General features: G+C 57.4%; 25 protein-coding genes and 6 pseudogenes. 22 read left to right on the forward strand and 9 right to left on the reverse strand.

Going from position 1 to position 21,124, the window contains the following annotated elements; translation table 11 throughout:
* Positions 1-397 precede the first annotated feature (397 nt).
* Positions 398-2,251 carry a LodA/GoxA family CTQ-dependent oxidase gene (locus tag U5A67_RS36945; protein ID WP_321818309.1) on the forward strand — a complete coding sequence of 618 codons (1,854 nt, stop codon included), beginning with the start codon at positions 398-400 and terminating at the stop codon, positions 2,249-2,251.
* On the forward strand, positions 2,248-3,396 hold the full coding sequence (locus U5A67_RS36950; protein ID WP_321818308.1) for an NAD(P)/FAD-dependent oxidoreductase: 1,149 nt from the start codon (positions 2,248-2,250) through the stop codon (positions 3,394-3,396). Before U5A67_RS36945 ends, U5A67_RS36950 begins: the two co-directional genes overlap by 4 nt.
* Positions 3,397-3,435: 39 nt before the next feature.
* On the opposite strand, the gene U5A67_RS36955 is transcribed toward U5A67_RS36950, so the two are convergent.
* The 3 genes and pseudogenes from U5A67_RS36955 to U5A67_RS36965 all read right to left on the reverse strand — a co-directional run.
* Positions 3,436-3,963, reverse strand: a complete 528-nt coding sequence (locus U5A67_RS36955) for a hypothetical protein (protein WP_321818307.1) — start codon at positions 3,961-3,963, stop codon at positions 3,436-3,438.
* Positions 3,964-3,990: 27 nt separating this feature from the next.
* On the reverse strand, positions 3,991-4,173 hold the full coding sequence (locus U5A67_RS36960; protein ID WP_321818306.1) for a hypothetical protein: 183 nt from the start codon (positions 4,171-4,173) through the stop codon (positions 3,991-3,993).
* 324 nt (positions 4,174-4,497) lie between these two features.
* Positions 4,498-4,797, reverse strand: a pseudogene (locus U5A67_RS36965) (ATP-binding protein); the annotation flags it as partial.
* Positions 4,798-4,963: 166 nt separating this feature from the next.
* On the opposite strand from U5A67_RS36965, the gene U5A67_RS36975 reads away from it, so the two are divergent.
* The 5 genes and pseudogenes from U5A67_RS36975 to U5A67_RS40795 all read left to right on the forward strand — a co-directional run bounded on the left by U5A67_RS36975 (position 4,964) and on the right by U5A67_RS40795 (position 6,928).
* Positions 4,964-5,320 (forward strand): hypothetical protein, encoded by a 357-nt coding sequence (locus U5A67_RS36975; protein WP_321818305.1) that lies wholly within the window; start codon positions 4,964-4,966, stop codon positions 5,318-5,320.
* 20 nt (positions 5,321-5,340) lie between these two features.
* Complete coding sequence (locus tag U5A67_RS36980; RefSeq protein ID WP_321818304.1) at positions 5,341-5,733, forward strand: hypothetical protein; 393 nt, start codon at positions 5,341-5,343, stop codon at positions 5,731-5,733.
* Entirely contained in the window at positions 5,730-6,635 is a 906-nt protein-coding gene (locus tag U5A67_RS36985) for a hypothetical protein (RefSeq protein ID WP_321818303.1), read from the forward strand. Before U5A67_RS36980 ends, U5A67_RS36985 begins: the two co-directional genes overlap by 4 nt.
* A 9-nt stretch (positions 6,636-6,644) precedes the next feature.
* A pseudogene (locus U5A67_RS40790) lies at positions 6,645-6,743 on the forward strand (PAAR domain-containing protein); the annotation flags it as partial.
* 50 nt (positions 6,744-6,793) lie between these two features.
* Complete coding sequence (locus U5A67_RS40795) at positions 6,794-6,928, forward strand: PAAR domain-containing protein (RefSeq protein ID WP_415768181.1); 135 nt, start codon at positions 6,794-6,796, stop codon at positions 6,926-6,928.
* 215 nt (positions 6,929-7,143) lie between these two features.
* Here the strand turns inward: U5A67_RS40795 and U5A67_RS36995 are convergent, their stop codons facing one another.
* Complete coding sequence (locus U5A67_RS36995) at positions 7,144-7,380, reverse strand: hypothetical protein (protein ID WP_321818302.1); 237 nt, start codon at positions 7,378-7,380, stop codon at positions 7,144-7,146.
* Between the two features lie 253 nt (positions 7,381-7,633).
* Here U5A67_RS36995 and U5A67_RS37000 point away from each other — a divergent pair, with 253 nt between their 5' ends.
* Positions 7,634-8,053, forward strand: a complete 420-nt coding sequence (locus tag U5A67_RS37000) for a type II toxin-antitoxin system HicB family antitoxin (RefSeq protein WP_321818326.1) — start codon at positions 7,634-7,636, stop codon at positions 8,051-8,053.
* An 88-nt stretch (positions 8,054-8,141) separates the two neighbouring features.
* On the opposite strand, the gene U5A67_RS37005 is transcribed toward U5A67_RS37000, so the two are convergent.
* From U5A67_RS37005 to U5A67_RS37015, 3 genes are all read right to left on the reverse strand, one after another.
* A complete protein-coding gene (locus U5A67_RS37005; protein ID WP_415768183.1) occupies positions 8,142-8,549 on the reverse strand; it encodes a transposase in 408 nt (135 codons plus the stop codon).
* Positions 8,550-8,554: 5 nt separating this feature from the next.
* The gene (locus U5A67_RS37010) at positions 8,555-9,061 is read right to left on the reverse strand and encodes a hypothetical protein (RefSeq protein ID WP_321818301.1); all 507 of its coding nucleotides are present in this window, start codon (positions 9,059-9,061) and stop codon (positions 8,555-8,557) included.
* Between the two features lie 67 nt (positions 9,062-9,128).
* Positions 9,129-10,079, reverse strand: a complete 951-nt coding sequence (locus U5A67_RS37015; protein WP_321818300.1) for a hypothetical protein — start codon at positions 10,077-10,079, stop codon at positions 9,129-9,131.
* Positions 10,080-10,259: 180 nt separating this feature from the next.
* Here U5A67_RS37015 and U5A67_RS37020 point away from each other — a divergent pair, with 180 nt between their 5' ends.
* The 11 genes and pseudogenes from U5A67_RS37020 to U5A67_RS37065 all read left to right on the forward strand — a co-directional run.
* Complete coding sequence (locus U5A67_RS37020) at positions 10,260-11,723, forward strand: UvrD-helicase domain-containing protein (protein ID WP_321818299.1); 1,464 nt, start codon at positions 10,260-10,262, stop codon at positions 11,721-11,723.
* 214 nt (positions 11,724-11,937) lie between these two features.
* On the forward strand, positions 11,938-12,315 hold the full coding sequence (locus tag U5A67_RS37025) for a DUF3592 domain-containing protein (RefSeq protein WP_321818298.1): 378 nt from the start codon (positions 11,938-11,940) through the stop codon (positions 12,313-12,315).
* 16 nt (positions 12,316-12,331) lie between these two features.
* Complete coding sequence (locus U5A67_RS40800) at positions 12,332-12,625, forward strand: DUF3274 domain-containing protein (RefSeq protein ID WP_415768186.1); 294 nt, start codon at positions 12,332-12,334, stop codon at positions 12,623-12,625.
* On the forward strand, positions 12,622-12,891 hold the full coding sequence (locus U5A67_RS37030) for a hypothetical protein (RefSeq protein ID WP_321818297.1): 270 nt from the start codon (positions 12,622-12,624) through the stop codon (positions 12,889-12,891). The genes U5A67_RS40800 and U5A67_RS37030 overlap by 4 nt, the downstream gene beginning before the upstream one ends.
* A gap of 27 nt (positions 12,892-12,918) precedes the next feature.
* Positions 12,919-13,359, forward strand: a complete 441-nt coding sequence (locus U5A67_RS37035) for an effector protein Tle3 domain-containing protein (protein ID WP_321959805.1) — start codon at positions 12,919-12,921, stop codon at positions 13,357-13,359.
* 7 nt (positions 13,360-13,366) lie between these two features.
* Complete coding sequence (locus tag U5A67_RS37040) at positions 13,367-14,989, forward strand: type VI lipase adapter Tla3 domain-containing protein (protein ID WP_321818296.1); 1,623 nt, start codon at positions 13,367-13,369, stop codon at positions 14,987-14,989.
* Between the two features lie 12 nt (positions 14,990-15,001).
* Entirely contained in the window at positions 15,002-15,262 is a 261-nt protein-coding gene (locus tag U5A67_RS37045; protein ID WP_321818295.1) for a PAAR domain-containing protein, read from the forward strand.
* A gap of 60 nt (positions 15,263-15,322) precedes the next feature.
* Positions 15,323-15,613, forward strand: coding sequence for a type VI secretion system baseplate subunit TssF (locus U5A67_RS37050; protein ID WP_321818294.1), 291 nt, complete (start codon positions 15,323-15,325; stop codon positions 15,611-15,613).
* Between the two features lie 10 nt (positions 15,614-15,623).
* A pseudogene (locus tag U5A67_RS37055) lies at positions 15,624-15,791 on the forward strand (IS5/IS1182 family transposase); the annotation flags it as partial.
* Positions 15,792-15,902: 111 nt separating this feature from the next.
* On the forward strand, positions 15,903-16,259 hold the full coding sequence (locus U5A67_RS37060) for a hypothetical protein (protein ID WP_321818293.1): 357 nt from the start codon (positions 15,903-15,905) through the stop codon (positions 16,257-16,259).
* A 313-nt stretch (positions 16,260-16,572) separates the two neighbouring features.
* A pseudogene (locus tag U5A67_RS37065) lies at positions 16,573-17,180 on the forward strand (DUF1016 N-terminal domain-containing protein); the annotation flags it as partial.
* On the opposite strand, the pseudogene U5A67_RS37070 reads toward U5A67_RS37065, so the two are convergent.
* Positions 17,171-17,695: pseudogene (locus U5A67_RS37070) on the reverse strand (contractile injection system protein, VgrG/Pvc8 family); the annotation flags it as partial. The pseudogenes U5A67_RS37065 and U5A67_RS37070 sit on opposite strands and share 10 nt — an antisense overlap.
* Positions 17,696-18,203: 508 nt before the next feature.
* Between U5A67_RS37070 and U5A67_RS40805 the strand changes: the two are divergent.
* From U5A67_RS40805 to punR, 3 genes and pseudogenes are all read left to right on the forward strand, one after another.
* Positions 18,204-18,425, forward strand: a complete 222-nt coding sequence (locus U5A67_RS40805) for a transposase (protein ID WP_415768189.1) — start codon at positions 18,204-18,206, stop codon at positions 18,423-18,425.
* Positions 18,422-18,631, forward strand: a pseudogene (locus U5A67_RS40810) (transposase); the annotation flags it as partial. The gene U5A67_RS40805 and the pseudogene U5A67_RS40810, both read left to right, overlap by 4 nt.
* A 504-nt stretch (positions 18,632-19,135) precedes the next feature.
* A complete protein-coding gene (gene punR / locus U5A67_RS37080; RefSeq protein WP_321959802.1) occupies positions 19,136-20,038 on the forward strand; it encodes a DNA-binding transcriptional activator PunR in 903 nt (300 codons plus the stop codon).
* 13 nt (positions 20,039-20,051) lie between these two features.
* Here punR and U5A67_RS37085 read toward each other — a convergent pair whose 3' ends face one another.
* Positions 20,052-21,062 carry an alpha/beta hydrolase gene (locus tag U5A67_RS37085; protein ID WP_321818291.1) on the reverse strand — a complete coding sequence of 337 codons (1,011 nt, stop codon included), beginning with the start codon at positions 21,060-21,062 and terminating at the stop codon, positions 20,052-20,054.
* Positions 21,063-21,124: the final 62 nt, after the last annotated feature.

Consider the following 21,124-nt stretch of genomic DNA (forward strand, 5'->3'; position numbering starts at 1 on the left):
TGGTGTTTTTTGTGCATTTTTGCTGCAATCGTTTGCGAATCTATTTAGGTACTTTTTACGCCTTGCTTTATGTTTGATGAGAGATTAATTCAATTAGAATGTTTTTGGAATACTAAATATTTACAATTTCGTTAACGCCGGCCTATGCATTCCGCACGGTCCTCCCTGCTCGTTCTGATAGCTTGCTAATGATCTGTTGCGACATTATTTTTGATGGCAAATGAGAGGAAGGTCGCCCTTGATCGACGGCTGCGGCAATTGATGTGCTGGGACAAAGAAGAGCAGTCGTCGGCGCATTCGCGAGGCGAAACAAGCGCGTTGTGCCGATACACCGAAGCAAAAATCAACGAGCGAAATCTTCATCTGTGGTGATGCAGTCCATACAAAGAGGAGCGACATGAGCCGGCAGCAAGACGACCAGACTATCGTCTACGCAAAAATTCATCCGTCCGTGGGGATTGCACGGGTTGGCAATTCCACGGCCAGGGACGGGTTCTACATCGGCCCGCAGGTGGCCGATCCCGCGCCGAAGCCGCACGGGTTCTATCGCGATGAAACCGGGGCCTTGAAGCGCGAAGTGGCGGAGTTTCGCGTCTACGGCTATAACGCGCAGGGCAAGGCGGTGCGCGAACTGCACATGGGTGACGGCGTGGAAATCGCCTGGACCGTGGAACTCGCGAATCACAAGGCCAGCTGGTACAACTTCGAGATCGCTCTGGATATTCCCGAGGCTGCCACCGCGGCTGATTCGACGCGTCGCAACGCCAAAGTAGACGATCGTCGCACGCTGTCGATCCAGCCGGGGCCGCGCACCATCAAGACACCCGACGCGCAGGGCGCGAGCTACCGTTTCGACGGCGGAACGTGCTTCGGTATCGAGGTGCCGCTGGGCGAGCTGCGCACCGATGCCAGTGGTCGTCTGCGGGTCTTCGGCGGACAAGGCAAGTCGGCATCCGCTGATGGTTCGGCTCCGACCACTTTCGCCAACAACGATGGCTGGTATGACGACACTAGCGATGGCCCGGTAACCGCACAGGTGCGCCTTGACGGCCGCGAGCTGGACGTGGCGCCGGCCTGGGTGGTGGTCGCGCCTCCCAACTACGGCCCGCAGCAGAAGTCGGTGCGCACCATGTACGCGCTGATGACTGACCTGGCGGTCCAGGCCGGGCAGTTTCCCGCGCCCCAGATGCCGTCGTTTCGCGCAGACATCCTGCCGATTTTCAAGGCCATGTGCGACCTGCAATGGATGAACGCTGGTTTTGCCGCAGGATTTGGCTACGGCATGCCGCAGCATTTCCTCGCACCGGATTATTTGAGCAAGCTGTCGCATCCGGGCCCGACCTACGCCGAGCTGCGCAGAACCGTGGCCAACAGCTTCCGTAATCCGGCTTACGGCGACGTGTCCATGAAGCCGTGGCCCTGGGTCTATGGCGACGACATGGACATTCCCATGCCGGAAACCCCCAACGCCATGAACGCATTGACGCCGACCCAGTTGTCCATCCTGGACCTGTGGGCGAAGGGCGATTTCGTCAGCGACTACGATGCGGCCTGGCAACCGCCGCGCAGCCTCGATGAAGTGCCTCTCGAAGCACAACCGGCGATGCTCGACCGGGCCGCATTGGAGTTCTGCCTGGCCGACGCCTTCCATCCTGGTTGCGAAATGACCTGGCCGGTCCGGCACACGACCATGTACATGGAGCCGTACCGTTGGCGTCATCGTCCGGCGGGCTATCAGGAGCCGGACTACGGCAAGGTGCTGCGAGTTCGCGACGCCTTGTCCTACGACGGGCCGTTGTTCGCGCAGTTCCCGGGCTCGATCACGCGCTGGATGGCGATCCCCTGGCAGACCGATACCGCCAGTTGCAAATCCGGATACGACGCACGCTACGACCCGTATCTGCCTACCTTCTGGCCTGCCCGCGTGCCGAATCAGGTGCTGAGCGAGAAGAACTATCGCACGGTGATGAATAACGAGCTGGGCCGCGAAGCCCGACTGGAAGCGTTCAACGCGCGTTCGGACTGGAACCGCACCTTGGGGCCGGGCGCGGATCATCAGTTGCAGGCGATGGTGGATCACTTCGATCGGCAAGGCATCGTGGAAGTGCGCCCCGGCATTCCCAACGACCCGGATTTTCCGCCCGTGATGCAGGTGGAAGACCGTGGCGGCGATGACTTGAGCCACGAAGAACGACGTCTGACCGACAGCGGCATGCGCGAGCTGCTGATCGTCGGGACACCGAAGGCGTGACGGCCGTTACGCACGCCCCGCGCAATCATTGGGACGTCATCGTGTTCGGCGCCGGGCCCGCGGGCTCGGCGCTGGCGCGCAGGCTGGCGGGGCAGCATCGTGTGCTGTTGATCGATCGCGAAGCCGCGCGGGAGACGGCGCGAGGCCGGGCTCGGCCGGTCGAGTGGCGCATCGGCGAGTCGCTGCCTGGTGCGGCTGCGGTTCTCCTCAGACGCCAGGGGCTGTTTGAACAGTTTCTCGCCGATGGCCACGCCGAGCGCTGCGCCAGCGTCTCGGTCTGGGACGACGATGCGCCCGTGTGGTTCGACGCCATGCGTGACCCCAATGGACCAGGCTGGCATCTGGATCGCGTGCGGTTCGACGCGATGCTGCGCAAAGGCGCGCTGGACGCCGGCGTGAAGTTTGCGACGGGAATCGGTTCAGGAGCCGGGCGGATTTCGCTACAACGCACGGGCAATACATGGCAGATAGCGCACGGCGACGCGCGACAGGCGTACACCGCCGAGGTGATCGTCGACGCCACTGGCAGGAGCGCTGCGTTATGCCGCAGCCTTGGCATGCGCCGGAAGTCGGCGGACCGTCTGGTCTGTCTTCACGCGCTGTTTCCCGCGCTGCCGGGCGACGTGGATCGCAGCACGCGCACCTGCGCGGACAAAGACGGCTGGTGGTACAGCGTGCGGGTGCCGTCGGGCCGGCGCGTGTTGGCCTACCATCTTGACGCCGACGATCCCGCGCTTCGCGAAAGGCGTGACATCGGCGTCATGATCGAGCAGGCGCGGCAACAGCCGTTGTTGTCCCCGGTTTTGCCGAAGGACGTCCCGCACGTGAAAACCCATGTCAGACCGTCTGGCAGCGCGTCGCTGGACCTCGCTGACTGTGCGAATCGGCCGGGCGTGTACGCGGTTGGCGATGCCATGCTCGCTTTCGATCCACTGTCGTCGCAGGGCTTGTTTCATGCACTCGCGTCAGCCGAGAGCGCTGCGGCTGCCATCGCGCGTCAACTCGCGGGCGACTCCGATGCGAGCCGCTGTTACTTCGACGAAATGTGGCAAGTGCAAGCGCGGTATGACACGCATCTGGCCACGACCTACGCCGGCCCGCATCGCTACGCCGAGCGTCAATTCTGGGTCCGGCGCAGCAGTTAATGCGCGGGCGTGAAATGCACCCGCGCATTTCACGCTCGTTCACTCCTCGTATTCCTGAGCGATGTCCTGGGCGTAAGTCAATGACGGCGGATAGGCGGTCGAATAGCTCAACCAACCCGCGCGTGCTTCCTGAGCGGTCGCTGCATCGGCGATGCTATCGATCCATGCCTTCAGATTCACGTTGAGCGCGTGCAGATAGCCACGGCCCACTTCGGCGATATGGGTAATCACTGCAAGCGCCAGTAAATGCGCTGGCAGATTGTCCAGACTCAGATTGTTACCCTGATACCAATCGCGAAAATCGCGTGCGGCCTGTCTGCCGCCGTCTTGCTGACCGCTTGCCCAGACGGCGACATCGGCATAGCGATGGCATCTGCCGCCGACGCGAATCACCGGATCGTAAGGCTGCCATCCCCGACTCAATCTTACGGGAAGCTGCAGCGCCGCAAACTGCCCGTTGACATGCGTAATCAGATTGTCCCTATCCACGTTGCTGGCGCCGATCCATACCTTGGCGAGCCAGTATCGTCCCCATGTGATCATCGTTTCGGCTTCTGCGGTCGACATTTTTATTCCTATCTTGAATAGCGGGTGTCAGGGAATCAAAACGGAGGTCTGAGCGGGCTGGACGACCGTAATGATCCCTGCCCACATGCGGACAAGCGTGGCGTTCATATCGAGCGCGAGCATCGAGCCGATCAACACGGTGGGCGCACCGCCCGGAATCCACTGCGGGGTGGTGAAGGGGCACGCACGGCATTGGCGTAAATACGCCAAGTGCTGCTGCGGTCGCCGCAATCACAGCGGGATTTGATGGACTCTGACACATCGCAAACGGCGCAATGTTCAGAATGGGCGCATTGTTGACAAACTGGACGGGAGACGCTCGACAATCAAGTTGAGAATGTCGCGGCAGAAATGATGATGCCGATGTTGATTGACGCTGGCAAGCGTTTATTGTTTGACGCGCGGCGTTGGTTGACGCGGGCGAGTGGGTGTCGCGCGACAATCAAGCTGAAGCTACCAGTCGTTGAGGATTGCTGTGTAATGGTGACGCCGCAGGTATTCTGGCTGCGCGACAATCAGGATGAGAACAGCGGGTCATTCGCTGAGGTCGATGCCGTGCTGATCCTCCTGAGTCGGTGGCACGCCAACATTCTTTGGTGTCGCGCGACTGGCCGAGTGTCCCGGTCCCTGCTGCTTGCGCTGCAGGGCAGTACGGCGACGGTAGCTTTCGACGTTCAGCTCAAAGATGGTGGAGTGATGGACCAGCCGGTCGACGCCGGCCACCGTCATAGCCCGGTCGGGGAAAACCTTGTCCCATTCGCCAAACGGCTGGTTGGCTGTTATGCAGAGGGAACGGCGCTCATACCTGGCGCTGATGAGCTCGAACAGCACCGACATGCCAGACCTTATTGAGGATGCAAGCAATGATTTGCCGAGCTCGTTCCGCCTGCTGGTGCAACGTCTACTAGATCAGTTAAAAGAGTTCGATCGTCAGGTTCATGAGCTTGTCAGGTGAAATAATGGCGCACTGACGACTGACCTGTTGCTGCGCAAAATGACAATGATGCTTCGTTTGCTCAAACTGTGGATTCTTCTGTGCGTGCTCGTACTTTTCGGCTGGTTTTTTAGTCGTCCAGTAATCGTGCTGCATTACGCCCCCGACGCGCGCGAGCCGGTTGGTTACTTTTTCAACGAAAACAACGACATCACGCGCGGTGAGCTGACGCCCGGTCAGACTGAAAAATTTTATATGCCGATGTTTCCTTCGCCCGACGCGGTTGTCGATTTCAGTCTACCGTTTTCGAGTCGCGATGGCGTCAACATCAAGCCGCCGTATAGCCGCGTGGATGTGTATATCGACGCCGCGACGAAGATCGAACGCACGGACATCAAGCACGGTTTCCTCGACCGTTTCTGATTCGCTTCCTCGCGTGTTCCGTGGGCTTGCCAGAGCGCGCAAACGCCGCGGACGGCGGCATCAATGCCACTCGCGATGCACTGGCGGTATCGGACGATACGTTGCTCAATGATTCCATCAAGGCGACAGAAACGGGATTGTCCACGGGGGACGGCATGGCGCTACAACTCGTTATCCGCGCGCTGGTACCGAATATTCAGCTTGTGCTTACGCCGGATTACGAAACTGATAAGCTGGGATTCGTATCGAATGGCCCAGATCGCCTGAAACTCGAGGATTATCAAAAGCGCATGGACTGGATCCAGACCGCCGCTTTGAAATATGATGGACTGGTGAATGGACGGTACAGCGGCGACATGAGAACTTACCTTGAAACGATCAAGAGCTGGGGCGACGACCCCGACAAACGATGAAAAAATCGCTTTATCTTATGTTTATTTGTGGCGTACTCATTGCGAGTGTGTCGATCATCGCACAGTATCGAAATTCCTCTTCAACCCATAACGCTCATGCCGACATAAATTCGCCGTCTACTGTTCTTCGTCTTGGCGAACCACTTGCTTCTGACTTTGACGCCCCAGGGGCTTCCATTGACAAGCATCCCACCGGCGCTGAATTTTACCAGCACGAATGGGTGAGAGGTAACCTGGGAGTCGTGCAGATCACCGACGGAAAATTCGGCTTTCCGATCGACAATGTCCTTTCCGCCATCGGCATGGCTGACAAGGAGGTGCCGGGTGGAATCTATGAATGGAGTATCAACGTCGGCGTCAGCCCCGAACAGGCGGATACACCCCAAGCGGCGTTGAACCGTATGTTCAAGTTGCTCTCACTAATCCGTGGAAGGGGGTGGACGCGATATATCAGTGTTGACGATCCACGGCTGACCGGCAAGGAGGCTTGGGTCTACGCGAAGGACAATTCGGAGTATTCGCTGGATTCCACCTACACGCCGAATCTCGACGAATGGAAGTCCATGACAAAAGCGATGCCGCAGTGGGTTTTCCAGGCTGATGGAAACTACTTGAAGGTATCGATCTTCGAAAGCAATATGGGCGGTTTTGCCGACAAAGCAACCTATTTGATCACTGTGAGCCTCAAGAACGAGTATGCCTTTTATGGTTTAGGGTTCTTTCCGAGAGACGTAAAGAAAATTGACAACTGGAAAGTGTTGCTTCCTGCGGAATTGAATAAATATCACGCGGATCGTCTAAAGACAGAGGTTGCCTTGAAAGCGCATGATTACACGATTGACACGGCTTATCAGGATCCCGCGATCAAGGCATTGCAGCAATCAGCCGATAAACCCCATTGAGATTCGTCCATGACGCGTGCAACTGTAGGTAAAGCGCAGATCGTCATAGGCGATAAGACCAGTCACGGCGGAAAGGTGGTCTCGGGGAGCCCGTCGTCGACTTGGGGGCGGGCAGAGATACCCATAGCGCGTATGGGTGACAAGGTGACGTGCCCACAATGTTCTCACCCCATCTTTTTGAAATTGTCGAAGGATGCGAAGTCAGTCTGGACTTTGGGGTGCCGGTCGCGCTTGAAGGGCACAAAACGAGCTGTGGTGCGGTGTTGATTGCCGAAGCCGATACCTCCGACTAGACAACGTGCATTCCGTCGTGTCATCCGTTCCCCTCGCAGCAGATCTGCACGAAGATCCTGCCCCCTGCACAAGCCTCTGGGGCAATGGTTTGCGCAAGGTCGCGTCATCGGCATATCCGACTTCGGTTGCAATCGCGTCGATATCAAGGCCGCTGCCTTGCGGCAGCGATTGCGCGCGCTCGACGCGCAGATCATGAAAGTTCACCAGCAGCGATTTACCCTGCACATTGTGACAGCGCCGCTGCAACAAGCGAGGGGTCCGTTGCAAGCGCCGCCGCCGTGTCTTGCAATGAAAGCCCGTTGCGCAACTCCTTGCGCATCAATTGTTCGTAGCGCTCAATCGGCGGATTGTGCTGCGCCAAATGCGCATGCGGCATCAGATGCCCGAAGGTCGTTTCGTGAGCCGCAACACGCAGGCGAGAGATGCATGTCGCAGCCGTTCGTTGCTGCACGTGAGCAATGGCTGTTGGCGGAGTAGTGCAGTCGTTCCCGCGGGAGGTTCCTCCACTCGCCGAACGGCTGGTTGTAGCCGGTAAGCGCCTTCACTGCCTCTCCCATGGCGAACGACTGATTCTTTACGCCCAGAAGTACGGGACAATGCACGGTACCAGAGACAATAAAAAATGTTTGCTTTACCCTTGCCTTTATAAACATTAATGTTTATATTTTCTCCATCTTCAACGACACTGAGAGATGGTGGGGGCTATGTTGAGGTATCCGGCCCGGTTCGAACCGGCTGAAGAAGGCGGATTCGTCGTCACCTTCCGTGATGTACCTGAGGCGATCACGCAAGGAGATACGATCGAGGAAGCGCGTGCTATGGCCGCCGACGCGCTGTTCACGGCAATGGACTTTTACTTTGAGGACAAACGATCTGTCGCGGCACCGTCGAAGCTCCAGAAGGGCGAAGAATTCGTCGCTCTGCCTGCGAGCGTTTCGGCGAAGGTGTTACTGCTCAACGAGTTCCTGAGCCAGAAGGTCACGGCCGCTGAGTTAGCCCGTCGTATGGGCACGCGCCCGCAGGAAGCAAACCGAATCATTGACATCAATCATGCGACGAAGATCGACACAATTGAGGCTGCTTTGAGGGTTCTAGGGAAGCGACTGGTGATTGGCGTGGAGTGATGACGTAGCTATTCTGAGCGGCGGGGAGTATGCGCTTCACAAACAAGTTGGGGGGCGGAAATTTTCAAGCTAGATACTGTGTTCCCAGTCAAGCATTTTGCAGTTTGGGATCGAAGCACTTGCCTGACCTGATAACACCGAAAGCGACGTGAACGAACTTGCGCATCATCGCAACGATGATGAGTTTGGCAGGCTTGCCAGAAGCGGCCAGACGTTCGCGAAAGCGCTTTCCCCCGTGAGTTTTGTACTGGGTTGTCATGGCAGGCATATAAAGCGCTTTACGCAAAAAAGCGTGACCGACTTTTGACATGCGAGGCCTGCCTTTGACGCTGCTGCCGGATTCACCCCGTCGCGCTTCAGCCCCGACGCAGTGCGACTGTTGTGCCGGCTGACGCCGGCACTTTTTTTGACACGCGCGGCCGCGTTCCGCGTGGCTTTGCGGCAGAGTTAGCGACGGCGCGCCAATGTCAGGTCTTCCAACGATCATCAGGCGCATAGGGACTACTGCTGCACTTTCACGTCCTCGCGCTTGGCTTTCTCCATCGCCTCCGGTTCCAGCTCTTCCGCCGACCGGTTGAGGTGAACGAACATCCCCCATGCCGCCAGAAGGACGCCGGTGGAAACAATCAGCTCCGCCGCGTACCGAAGCTGTGTGGGATCCTGATGGAGCGCCTTGAACGTCGCGACGAGTCCTTCTATGGCGAGCGCAACCACCACAACGACCATGAATCGCGACAGGAAGCGTCGCACACGCGTCGGGCCGCTTACATCGGCCTCGCGAATGACCTCTTCTTCCACGATGGTCTCGGCGATCTGCATGGCGACTACAGCGCAGGCCAAAAGTCCCAGCGCCTCAATGATGGACTGCGCGCTCGCCGGATCCCACTGGCCAGCGAACGCCGTCCATCCTGCTCGCGCCGCGATGACAATCAGCATCAGGGCGGCGCAGGTGAAGAGGGCGGCCATCAAGCCGTGTACGATCGTAAAGCAGCGCCAAAGGAACTTCATGGTGTGGCTCCTTTGCATACTAGAGGGGGAGAAGGATGACGGCGTTTCTGTCGACGTACCTAGATTCTCACACTATCGAGCGCCGCCATGCACTCAGGTGCCGGATGACCGCGCGTGCATCGCCTTTGAGCTTCCCTATTAACGCCTCCAGATGCCGCATGGCTTCGCCGTGGTTCGGGTTGATCTGAAAGCACCGGATGTAGGCTTGTGCCGCGCCCTCAAATTCGCCGAATTTTTCGAGCATTGAGGCATGACCGAAGGCCGCATCCTCGCTATGAGGGTTCACCTCGAGGCAGCGCAGATAACCGCGCGCAGCCTCGCGCAACTGGTCAGCGTGTTCAAGCAGCACCGCGCGGTTGTAATGCAACAGCTCTGCATCGTCGAAATGCGTCAGCGCCTCCTCGAAGACCGTCAGCGTATCCGTGCAACGATCGTCACTGCTGGCGAGAAGCGCACCGAGATTAGCGTACGCGTGATAGTGCGGCTGCGGCGAAAGCGCGATGGCTTTTCGGTACGCGCGCTCGGCCTCACTGGGGTTGAGTTCTTGCAGCCTTTCTGCGCTCTCGTACCAGTTCGCCGCCTGTCGCGCGCGATCCTGAAGAACGGCCTGTGAGGTGTCCATCCGGCTGACGGGATTCTGGGTCTCGGGATTGCCTGAATCACCAAAATCCAGCAGCAGTTGCCCGGAGTTGACGTCCCACCGGGTTGCGCCAGTGCGCACGGCAACCGTGTCGCCGACCGCGCTAATCCGAAGGCCTGAAAGCGGTGTGCTGTCGGGTAGCTCGCTCTTCCGTCGCGCCAGGGCGCGTAATATCCGACGTCCCGGAATTCTCGCCGTCTTCAGTTGATAGGCTGTGCGAAGGAAGCCGACATCGCGGAAAGAAAAGAAGGCAATGGATCGAGCGGCGGCCATGGCTGCTTCCTCGAAGGGTGGAGCAGGCTCCAGACAGAATGAAGTGACGCGGCGGGCAACCGTGACCCGCCAGTTCAGGTTAGCAGGTTCGTGATCCTGCGCCATGACTGACGCACGAGCAGAAAACGTGCCGTTCCGTGGGCGCAGGCCCGTGCGAGAATTCCGCATTCATCTTTGCACTGAAGGCGCCGCGATGGCGATAGATCCGACGAAACTCGAAGCTGTCACGCTACAGGCCGAGCGCGACGCCCCGCTGGCCAGACCGCATCTGGTGGTCGGATCCGCGTGACCGGAGCATTCGCGCCGACGGCGGAGCAGGCGATCGCACTGGAAGCTGCCCGTCGTGGCGGCAACCTCAAGATCAAGGCGTACGCGGGGGCCGGCAAGACCTCGACCCTCGGGTTGATCGCAAAGGGGCTTGAGGGGCCGCGCGGCCTCTACCTCGCATTTAATCGTGCCATCGCAGACGCCGCGGCGCGCCGATTTCCGGCGCACGTAGCCTCGCGCACAATGCACGCCCATGCCTGGGCGGCAGTTAGCGGATCGCTCAGAAGCCGGGGCGGTCTGGAACCCGAGCCGCCTCATATACTGGCGGCGCGTTTCGGCATTGGGCCGATCGAGGCGCGCACGGTGACCGGACGGCGGGCCGAACTCCTGCCGTTCGAGACGGGTCGTCTGATTGCTGACGCGCTCGGGCGCTTCTGCCGTTCGGCCGACGTGGAGCCGGGGGTGCACCACGTGGTGGTCGATGAGAAGCTTGACGAGGCATTCAGCACTGAACTACGGGCCTGGTTGTTGCCTGCGGTTCGCCGGCTGTGGGAGGAGAGCGCGGCGCCTCACTCGCGCAGCGCCGTGTCGCCGGACGTTGTGCTCAAGCTGTGGGCGATGTCCGGGCCCCGTATCGAGGTCGACTACATCCTGTTCGACGAGGCACAGGATAGCGACGCCGTCATGTTGTCGGTGCTGGCGCAGCAGCGCCACGCACAGATCATTTATGTGGGCGACCCGTATCAGCAGATCTATGAGTGGCGGGGTGCCGTCAACGCGATGTCGCAGATTACGGCCCCAGAATGCGCGCTCACCGAATCGTTCCGGTTTGGCGCAACCATCGCGGCACTGGCGAGCCGGCTGCTTGCGCGCTTGGGCGAGTCGGTGCCGCTTCGCGGGCAGGACGCCATCGGCTCAATGCTGGTCGAGGATCCTTCGCTCGCGCCGCCGGTCGACGCGGTGCTGTGCCGCAAGAATGTGACGGCGATCTGGCAACTGGCAGCGGGGCTTGAAGCTGGCCACCGGCCGGCCATTCGCATGAGCGCGCTGGAAATTGCCGCTTTCGCCGATGGCGCGGATCTTCTACTCTCCGGGCAGCGCACATTCAAGCCCGCGGCGTTTTCCCTGTTTGAGAACTGGGCCGATGCCCAGGCGTTCTCGCGCACGCCATTCGGGCAGGATCTGCTGCCGCTGGTGCAGATCGTCGACGAGCTCGGAACCGGCTATCTGCGCTCGCTCGCCCAGCACATTGCTTCCGGCCAGCCGGCAGACTACGTGATTTCCACAGTGCATCGGGCAAAGGGGCTGGAGTGGAAGCGGGTCAGGGTGGCGAACGACTTTCGCTTTCGCGGTGCCGATGGCAGTCCCGTGCCGGACGATGATGAAATCCGGCTGCTCTATGTAGCGCTGACCCGCGCGCAGCACGTGCTGGATATTTCGGAGATGCGAGACGAACTGGTGCGTCTCGTTGCGCGTCGTTGAGGATCGGGTTGGCTGCCGGGCAGTCGCGCCGCGGAAAACTTGCTCCGGAAAAGAAAAAGCCCACCAACTTGGGCCGGTAGTCTGATTGGACGGAGGGCGGGCGTCTTTACATCAGGCAGGCGGTGGACGGCTACCTCTGAACCATTTGTTCTAGAATCGCGCCCAGGTCGGTTGTTCGTATTCATCCCGCGTATCAGGCCAAATGAGAGGACTCATGCTCAAGGCTATTACAGGCATTGTGATTGGAGTGGTTTTTCTTATCATCGCGGCATTGACAGCATGGTCGACGCGGGATTTTTTGCATACCGCGATCGCGGTTCCGGGCGAGGTTGTCAGTTTGAATGCGGGTGGCAGCCACCCACAGATTGAATTTGTCACGAAAGCCGGTGAACGTATCTCGTACCCGCAGGGCGGGATGATTTATGGAACAAAGGTCGGCGACAAGGTGACCGTGTTGTACCGGCCGGATGACCCGAAGCAAGCGCCTACGATCGATCGCTTTGGTACAGTGTGGAACTGGACGCTGATGGCATTGATTTTTGGTGTCGGTTTTATCCTGTTCGCATCGCTGAACTTGCCATCAAGGAAATAACTGTATCTGGGCAGGTATGAGGAAAATTGGTCTACCCGACTCGCAGGAATGCACGCCCGTCAATGGGAGCAAGAAAACCGTCAAACTTATCTCCAACCAGTTCTTCCAGCGCGTATTCACGCGGCGTAAGCGCAACGGAAATCCTGAGAAAGTGGGTACCGCCCCACACCAGTATGTCGTGCGCGAGAGTGGGGAGTCTTCAACCATGACCAGCATGTATGACGGGACAGTCAACGTGCCAGTGTCAAGGTCGGCACCACCAGAAATATCAATGCGCCAGCACTGGCCTCAGCCTTCGCGCCAGCCATGAAAGACGACACTATCGCCGGCACGGGCGGCAAAAAGCTATGGGGATACAGCGACATATCAGCCAACAAGCAATCTACCGACGAGCTTGAAGCGTCTATTGCAGTTGCGGCGAGCGACCTGGAGACACTCCCACCGCAAACGATGGCGTGGCCGCCGTACACACCGAATGTTTCTGCATTGCCGCAGGCGTCGGAGGTACAGGCTTCACTCAACGATGGGAAAGACGAACTGGATCAGACTCAGGTCTTGAATGTCTTCAGTGCCTAGCCGCCAACTGCCGGCCAGATAGAGATCATTTGGAAAGAAACTCCCAACGAGGCCAAGCTTCACTTCATGAACGAAAAGGCCGACGGAAGTTCATATCATTCCGCAGTGATGAGTGGCGAATTGAATCATCGGTGTGCGACCGCCTTTGACGTATCGCTCGGTCAGGCAAGAGCGATCGATGATGCCAACCGCGCTTTTGCGTTGCGTGGAATCGCGGATTGGCGCATTTCCGTCAAGCAGGTACAGCAGATGAGCAAGGGTGCTTATGATGCGCTGGACCCGATAACCAAACAGTATGCAGAGGCAACGACCGATTACAAACAGAAGGGAGATTTTCCGAGCGAGACACTCGTTCCCGAGGAGCCACCAGACGGTATCGGGGTGGTCAGTGAACGGCGTTCCGAGCGAAACAAGGCGCTCACCGATGCGCTGGCTAAGGACCCTATGAACTCCGTTCCACTACCCTGACAGCAACATGGCTACGACATTGACACGCCCCTCTGGCCCGCGCCTGTTCGCCTTGGTCGCAATCATCGCCGCGCTTTGGCTGCTGATCATCAAGGTGATGGCTTCGCAGAACTTTTTCACATTGGACGGCCTCTCCATGCCGCAACGTCTGCTCCTGTTTTTTGCCCCGGTCTTGCTGGTTGCAGCAGGTGTACTTGCCTTCACCGGCTTTGCGCGTAGCGGTACCGCCGCGGAAACCAGTATGGGTAAAGGCGCACCCGCAGCTGCCTCTGGTTTGTCTGCTGCGGCGGTTTCTTCTGCCGGGAACCCTCAGTTCACGCTGGAAATTCGACGGGTCGGGGTGACGGTAGACCGGTTCCGCCAACGTGCTTTGCTTATGCGGCTTGATGAAGCCGGGCCAAAGGGAGCCGTGCTCTTGACTGACCCCAAAGACTACGAATGGTCGGCGGCCACGCGTATGGACCAATACGGCAGGCGTGCTAACAACATCGTGAGTTATACGATCCTCGACTGGGTTGAATGCTGGCCCATTCCAACGGTACTCGTCGGGCCGCCTACTGATTCTTCCAAAAAAGATGCAACGCAGCTGGGCGCCTTTCTTGGCGATGCTGACAACGGCTCCGGTGTGGGCAACAGTTTCTACATTCGCGTGAGCGACTTGAACACCGCTGACGGTTCGGAAGTAGTGGGAAAGCTTTTCAAGCTTTTCGATGAGCATCCTGATCTACCGGCTGTGTTTGTAATGGTTCAGGATGGTGCCGCCACGCGTGGGTATTCCGCGACCCCCGGTAGTCCGTTGCCCGAATTCATTCAGGATGGGAATTTCGTTCCGAAGCAACCTGACGCTCTTGTGGGCTTGATCGTTACACGCAAGGACCGCGTCGATCAGATGATCCGTCCCTACGTGACGGACACTGAGCGCTTTATCGACAAGAGCAAAACCAAGTATGACGTTGTCAAACTTTCGAATTTTTATTGGAAAGAACAGCGAGCCTATACTAAGCCAGGGTTAGGAGTGAGCGACCCGACAAATGATTACTGGCAGTCAAAGCTGCCGGAGTTTTATAAGACCGAAGCCCTCAACTTCCCGAAGGGCTTCAAGCCCAATCCGTGGGTGCCGGTTCCCTGGACGACGTGGCAGCTGAAGGAATACGACCAGTGGCCGGTGCTTGGATACCTGCACCGGCCTGTAGCAGTCGATCTTTCGGATGGGCACGGCGCTCCAGCGAAAAAGGCCGACAAGATCGAGAAGCTGCGCAATGGCTGGGAGCAGGCTCTCGCGACGCTGCCGCAAGGCACGCAACCGGAGCGGATGTTCTACGACACAGGTGCATTGACCGCGAACCTTGCTTTGCTCGTGCAGTCTCTACACGACAACAAGCAGAAGATCGATCTTGATGATCCCGCCGATGCGTTCGACATGCAGCATCGCATTGGAGCCGACACTGGCGTTAGCTCGACTTTTGTGCAGATTGCGCTCGCAACCATGATTGGTTACGGCGACGGCAAGACGAATGCACTTGTGAACCTGCGCGACGCACGACATGCAACGATCACGATGTTGACGCCGCCGGACGAGGCATCACGAAAGGCCAATCCGCAAACATTCAGCTGGAGCGTTCCGCAATAACAGGACACAGATATGGCCGGGAAAAAATACATCGTTGTCGGAGATGCATACAGTCACGGTGGGCAGGTCATCTGCGGCGCACCCAGCTCGCGAATTGATGGCAAGGCGATCGCGCGTTTGGGCGACGCCGCGGTGTGCGCCATACACGGCCCGACGGTCATCGCTGACGCGTCGGGAATCGCGGCATACGATGGAAAGGCAGCCACAGTCGACGGCGATCTACTCGTGTGCGGTGCACGACTTATCGCCCGCCAGTCCACGACTGGCGGTTGAGACAGCCCGATCGTCACAACGGCATCGCTAGACAGTAAGTCAGGAAGGGTGGGAGCGTGGATGTCTGATCTGAAAAGTAGTTACGAACGCAAGCTTCTGCTTTTGCGGCGGGGACTGTCTGAATTCAGCACCCGTAACGGACGTGTCGCTGGCAGGCTGTTGATGCAGGGCGAGTACTCCGAGGACATGCACGTGGAACGGTTGATTCAGGCGGCAGCGCTGTTCAACGCGCGCGTTCGCGAGCGACTTGAGGATGACGTCCCGGACTTTACAATGCCGTTGCTCGAAGTGCTGTATCCGGAGTTTCTTCGCCCCTTGCCAGCTCTGAAATCGCTGTCCAGCTTGGTGTGAAATACGCACGCCGGACTTCAAGACGATTGCCGAGTTCAGACGCAACAACGGTGTTGGCATTCGCAATGTATGCCGGTGCTTCGTGGTGATATGCCGCGACCTGACGCTCTCCACGGAAGCGGCCGTCGCTATCGACGGCAGCAAGTTCAAGGCCGTCAACAGCCGCGATAACAACTTCTAGAGAGCGTCAGGCAGCATGGCCGGTCAAGTTAATTGTCGCCGCCCAGCATAAGCGTAAATGTGATGGATAATGGCGGGGTGATAAGACCGAACAGGATAGATAAGTGATATGAGTGATTTAAATAATATACGAGTAAGTTACAAATCTATTAAGGCGGATGTATTGGATTTGTATTTCACGCTATGCCGTGATCGTGCCATCGAGGATGGCTGGTCCCATCGGGAAGTGTTGGGGAGTATCGATTGCGAATTTGATGGTGTTTTTGATCTCCGTGTTGAAAATATTATGCTTTCCGTTATACGGTTGATTTTATCGGGTGGATGGAGCTCAGATTCAAAAGAAAATCTATCGAGATATATTTCAGAGCAAATTGCTATGGAGGGTTTGGAAAATATTTTGCGAGGAATTCCATCGGAAGAGGCAGAGTTGTTCAAGCACGATTTGAAAATTTTGAAATTCATCTGAGAATCCGCCGTCGTTGCTCAACAGCGACTACGGCGCGGATCGCCGTCCATGCAGTGGGTGGATATGTCGAGACGTAGTATGCCGATATCGCGTTCGATACCACATTAGATGGTGTCCATCGACCGGCACGCAGATCCATATCCCTGCGGTAAAGGTGGTGAAGCTCGGCGCCGGAAAGGCGCTCAAGGCAGCGGTGAACGCATCATGACGCAGCCCGTAATCTTGCCTAGCGAGTACGCATGGGCTCCATGATGACGTAGTCAGTGTGGTCGAGTCCGCGCGACGCGCCGCGGCGCGCAATGTCAATGCGGTGATGACCGCAGCCTATTGGGAGATAGGGCGACGAATTGTCCGCAGCGAGCAGGGCGGGCAGTCGCGCGCCGGTTACGGACAGGCACTCATCGCGCATCTAGCGGAAGACTTGACGCGCCAGTTTGGGCGCGGATTTGGACGTACCAATTTGGCCAACATGCGTGCGTTTTATCTCGCGTGGCCCGAGGGGGATATCTTCCAGACACCGTCTGGAAAATCGGGGACCTCTGAAAAAGTCCAGACATCGTCTGGAAAGTTGCTCCGGGGAGAGCGTACTGATGCCTTAAACGATATGTCCCCTGATTTCCTTTCGCTGGCGAACCGCTTCACGCTGCCGTGGTCTGCCTATGTGAGACTGCTTTCCGTGAAGACCTTGGTCGCTCGGGCCTTTTACGAGTCGGAAGCGTTGCGGCAGGGTTGGTCGGTACGTCAGATGGATCGTCAGATTAGCAGCCAGCTCTATGAGCGCCTGGCGCTCTCGCGCAACAAGGCGGCCTTGCTAGCAAGGCTGACGAAGCACAGCCGGGAGATATCCTCACCCCAGAAGAGGCGATACGTGATCCGTTCGTCCTGGAGTTCCTTGATATCCGTGACGAATATTCCATCAGCCGGTGAACAAAATTCCAGTCGTCCTCGTACTGCGTGCAGTAGGAGCGCGACGGCAGCGGTTGGGAGAGTGCGAACTGGAAGCGCCCCTGTGACTGGAAGTGCGCGTTGAAGACGTCGGTCAGTACCTGGTCTGCTGGCTTGTCCTGCCAAATACGCTGGTCGCGACGGAACCTGAGAAAATGCATCCAGGACGCGAAGCTGATCTGGTAACTCGTCAAACCGCCATTTGCGCCAAGCCGACGTGCCGTATACACATATCCATGATGCGGGAGATAGCTCCTGTCGGTCTGCTGGAGCCACAACGTGACGGGTTGGGCGATCAGTTCCTTGAGTTGGATATCATCCTTCGTCGAGACAAGATCTATCGTAAATTCGAAATCGCGTCCGATGCGCGAGCGGCCGTATACCCGTTGTGGCAACAGCACATTGCTGCCGATGGGCGTATCAAATTTTACCAGCCGGTCCTGCTGGATCAAACCGCCCTGTATCGCCCCCACGATATCCTGCGCACCCATCGCCATCCCCTCCCGCACAATGCGTTTTGGATTATTTGTATTTAAACGATATTCTCAACGAATGATTCTATAGGCTATAAAAATGTGAAATTTTAATCAAGTTGAAACAAGGGGTAATTTTTCCCCGAAAATTGGTGATGGAAAAGCTGGAAAGATGCGTCATGGATATAAAGTCAAGGTTGTCGGCTCAAATCGAGCTATCCAAGCGCTTCCCAAGCGGTCAGCCTGAGATTGGGCAGAGTTCCAGACTGACTTGATTGATTTTTTTTCTTCGAATGTACGGAATTTTCTGCGCATCGGTGTCGACGTAACCGCGATCGCGTAAATTATGGACCGTCGGGGAGAATATGCGGCGTGGAAAATGCCGACAGCTAAAGATACGCACAGTTAGACCGTGTTATGAACTCTCGGCCAGACCTGGTACCCTGGCAGGATGGAAAAACACAGATCGTACCCAACGGATGTATCGGATGAAGAGTGGTACTTCGCGGCTCCGTACCTGACACTGATGAATCAGGATGCACCCCAGCGTTGCTACGAATTGCGCGAGATGTTCAACTCGTTGCGCTGGATTGTCCGTGTAGGTGCGCCATGGCGCCTGCTGCCCAATGACTTTCCGCCGTGGGAAATGGTCTACCAGCAGACACAGCGCTGGATTCAGGCGGGTTGTTTCGAGCACAGGTCGGGGAACTGGCGCGACAGGTCCTGCAGGCCACGGGACAGACTGTGAGAATCGCGTTTGCTGACCAAGGCTACCCCGGCGAAGAGCCTGCAGAGGCCGTGCGCGATGAAGGCATCGAGTTCCAGGTGGTCAGGTTGCCGGAGGCGAAAAAGGGCTTTGTACTGTTGCCACGTCGCTGGGTGGTCGAGCGCAGCTTCGGCTGGCTCCACCGTTTCCGTCGGCTGGCCAGAGACTACGAGCGATTGCCTGAAACCTTTGCTGGTTTGCATTTCGTCGTGTTCTCCGTGCTTATGCTCGTCCACTTTTCAGCCCTTAACAAAAGTGCCCAACATTCTCTAGGTCGCCGTAGAAACAATGTTTATTGAAGGGTAAATCCAACCAATAAAACAATGCTGGAAGCATATTCGGTAAAATTTTCAGCCGTGCTCATATGCGGAAAGTGATGCAAAAGCTGCGGAAATTGCAATGACTTTTCATGTTTGGTCATACATAATCGAAGCTGTGGACTGGCAGACTAACCTATCGCACGAATCGGCCTGAGAGGAACACTAGAGCTGAATATATAAGGTGGCGTAATCTTATTAAAAATCATATAAGCCTTGGTTCGACAGTTGTACGGAATAAAACAAACAGAATGACGGTCTCGGTAATTCGGGGCGAACGCGAAATTCGTGTTCGTAAAATGATCGCTCATACGATCTCTTATTCGGATGCGTGAGCAGCATTCCCCGGGGCCGTTCCAGGCTCAAGGACAAATTGTGCTATCTCTGGAAGCGCTGCAACTCATCGATCTGATAACGCGGACCGGCAGCTTTTCTGCGGCCGCAAAGGCTTGCGACCGCGTACCCTCTGCTGTGAGCTATGCGGTGAAGAACGTTGAAGACGAATTGGGCATTCTGCTTTTCAAACGCAGCCACAAATCGATTGAATTGACAGAGGCTGGCGCGTACTTCGTCGTTGAGGGCCGGCGTGTTCTTGAGTGCATTGAGACGCTCAAGCGTGAGAGCCGACGGATTGCGAATGGCTGGTTGCCTAGACTCTCAGTGGTGGTGGACACGCTCGTTTCCTCGGAGCGGATCGTCGCCTTGGCAACCGATTTTCACGAGCGATTCGACAATGTTCAATTAAATGTACTGGCGAGTCGCGATGTCGGCGTCTGGAATGCGCTCATGGAGGGCAAGGCTGAAATCGCCATCGGCGCATCGACGCAAATCCCCGTCAACGACAAATTTTGCTGGCGGGAAATGGGCTCCATCGAATGGACGTTGGCGGTGGGGTGTTCCCATCCGCTTGCTGCACGTTCCGAGCCGCTCACCAACGAAGACTTAAGCAGATTCCGCACGATCTGCGTTGACGACGGCCATATAGACGTGGCTGCGCAAGTGAGCGATCTGTTGCCGGGCCAACACAAGCTGGTGGTCCCGGATTGGCGTCGGGCGGCACAATGTGTCGAGGAGGGACTTGGCATCGGCTACATGCCGTTGCATGTCGCGTCGCCGAAGATTCGTGCAGGCACGCTCATTGCAAAAAATGTGGCGGTACCGCGATTGCCGCGCATGTGTTGTGTTGCCTGGCGTGTGGATCGGCTATCGCCCGCCATGACGTGGCTGCTGGACTATCTTGGAGGTGAGGACAAGATGCGCCAGGAATGGCTGTGTTGAGAGATTTTCGGTGTCAGTTGTTGAGCGAGTGCGGTGTCGTATCAATTTTCGCTGGTGCAAACATGTCTTGCAGGTTGACCGTGATAGCTTGGAGCGGGGCGCTCGAAACGAGCATATCTATATGGCTCGCGCTCGCAATGATAGTAATGGGGACGTGGATTGGCGCTCGGCTGAATAAGGCCTCGTAGGCGTCTGGCACGATGCATTCATCGTTTTCGCCAGCGAGGATACGCATCGGTTGCTTGAGCTTTCGCACGTTTTCCCGATAGCTCGGCAATGCCCGAAAATTGGTCGCAAGGTTAAAAGAATACTGAGTAGTGAGGCCGCTGGTGTTCGCGTCGTCGATGGCAAAGCGCAGCACCGGTAGCCTGTTCAATGCTCGAATGCGCAACGTGTTGAGGATGGTGAGGCCCACGATTCTCGGCAGGCCGATTGTGACCCAGCCACCACTACGAGGACGGGAGCTAGGCGCATCGTGGCTGATGAACGGCGAAACGAGAAGATAGTTGTCGAACCGCGACTGTAGTCTTCCTCCCGCGATGCGCATTGCGAAGCCGCCACCCGATGAGAAGCCCACCAGCCCGCGCGGAATGTCCTCCGGAAGACACGTCAGAAAATCCTCAATGTCGTCCTCGAGCTGGCCGACGTAAGCGGTGACTCCTTTCTGACCCGATTCCCCATGACCGCGCATGTCGAGAGCATAAGCGGCAAACCCGGCATTGGCGATGGCCTTGGCTAGCACATGCAGACTGCGGCTATCCGCCGACGAGCCGTGAATGAGAACAATGGATCCATATGACGGCGAGTGGCCACTCGGTGGATAAGCGCGATAGGCGAGTGTGGTCTGATCGCGCGCACGAAATGATCGGATTTCAGGCAGATCCGAATAGTCTTGGGACGAAAATTTTTCGGTCATGCTTGTCATGGCGCGCGACTTGCGCGGGCCCCCGAATAGAATGCAGGCTGCGACGACAAGCGGGAAAATCAAGTAGTGCGACAGAAACGCGGCGAGTGCATAGGCCATCAGCATCCGTCTCCTCAAGCCAATGGAATGTGATCGGTTAGATTTTCAGTCGTGGAGTGTAC

The sequence above is a fragment of the Paraburkholderia sp. J69-1 genome (genome assembly GCF_905220255.1).
Lineage (GTDB): Bacteria > Pseudomonadota > Gammaproteobacteria > Burkholderiales > Burkholderiaceae > Paraburkholderia.

Coding starts and splice junctions, on each gene's coding strand:
- U5A67_RS36945 (WP_321818309.1), top strand. CDS start 398: ATGAGCCGGCAGCAAGACGACCAGACTATCGTCTACGCAAAAATTCAT.
- U5A67_RS36955 (WP_321818307.1), bottom strand. CDS start 3,963: ATGTCGACCGCAGAAGCCGAAACGATGATCACATGGGGACGATACTGG.
- U5A67_RS36975 (WP_321818305.1), top strand. CDS start 4,964: ATGATGCTTCGTTTGCTCAAACTGTGGATTCTTCTGTGCGTGCTCGTA.
- U5A67_RS36985 (WP_321818303.1), top strand. CDS start 5,730: ATGAAAAAATCGCTTTATCTTATGTTTATTTGTGGCGTACTCATTGCG.
- U5A67_RS40795 (WP_415768181.1), top strand. CDS start 6,794: ATGTTCTCACCCCATCTTTTTGAAATTGTCGAAGGATGCGAAGTCAGT.
- U5A67_RS37000 (WP_321818326.1), top strand. CDS start 7,634: ATGTTGAGGTATCCGGCCCGGTTCGAACCGGCTGAAGAAGGCGGATTC.
- U5A67_RS37005 (WP_415768183.1), bottom strand. CDS start 8,549: ATGCGCCTGATGATCGTTGGAAGACCTGACATTGGCGCGCCGTCGCTA.
- U5A67_RS37010 (WP_321818301.1), bottom strand. CDS start 9,061: ATGAAGTTCCTTTGGCGCTGCTTTACGATCGTACACGGCTTGATGGCC.
- U5A67_RS37015 (WP_321818300.1), bottom strand. CDS start 10,079: ATGGCGCAGGATCACGAACCTGCTAACCTGAACTGGCGGGTCACGGTT.
- U5A67_RS37025 (WP_321818298.1), top strand. CDS start 11,938: ATGCTCAAGGCTATTACAGGCATTGTGATTGGAGTGGTTTTTCTTATC.
- U5A67_RS40800 (WP_415768186.1), top strand. CDS start 12,332: ATGAGGAAAATTGGTCTACCCGACTCGCAGGAATGCACGCCCGTCAAT.
- U5A67_RS37030 (WP_321818297.1), top strand. CDS start 12,622: ATGAAAGACGACACTATCGCCGGCACGGGCGGCAAAAAGCTATGGGGA.
- U5A67_RS37040 (WP_321818296.1), top strand. CDS start 13,367: ATGGCTACGACATTGACACGCCCCTCTGGCCCGCGCCTGTTCGCCTTG.
- U5A67_RS37045 (WP_321818295.1), top strand. CDS start 15,002: ATGGCCGGGAAAAAATACATCGTTGTCGGAGATGCATACAGTCACGGT.
- U5A67_RS37050 (WP_321818294.1), top strand. CDS start 15,323: ATGTCTGATCTGAAAAGTAGTTACGAACGCAAGCTTCTGCTTTTGCGG.
- U5A67_RS37060 (WP_321818293.1), top strand. CDS start 15,903: ATGAGTGATTTAAATAATATACGAGTAAGTTACAAATCTATTAAGGCG.
- U5A67_RS40805 (WP_415768189.1), top strand. CDS start 18,204: ATGAATCAGGATGCACCCCAGCGTTGCTACGAATTGCGCGAGATGTTC.
- U5A67_RS37085 (WP_321818291.1), bottom strand. CDS start 21,062: ATGGCCTATGCACTCGCCGCGTTTCTGTCGCACTACTTGATTTTCCCG.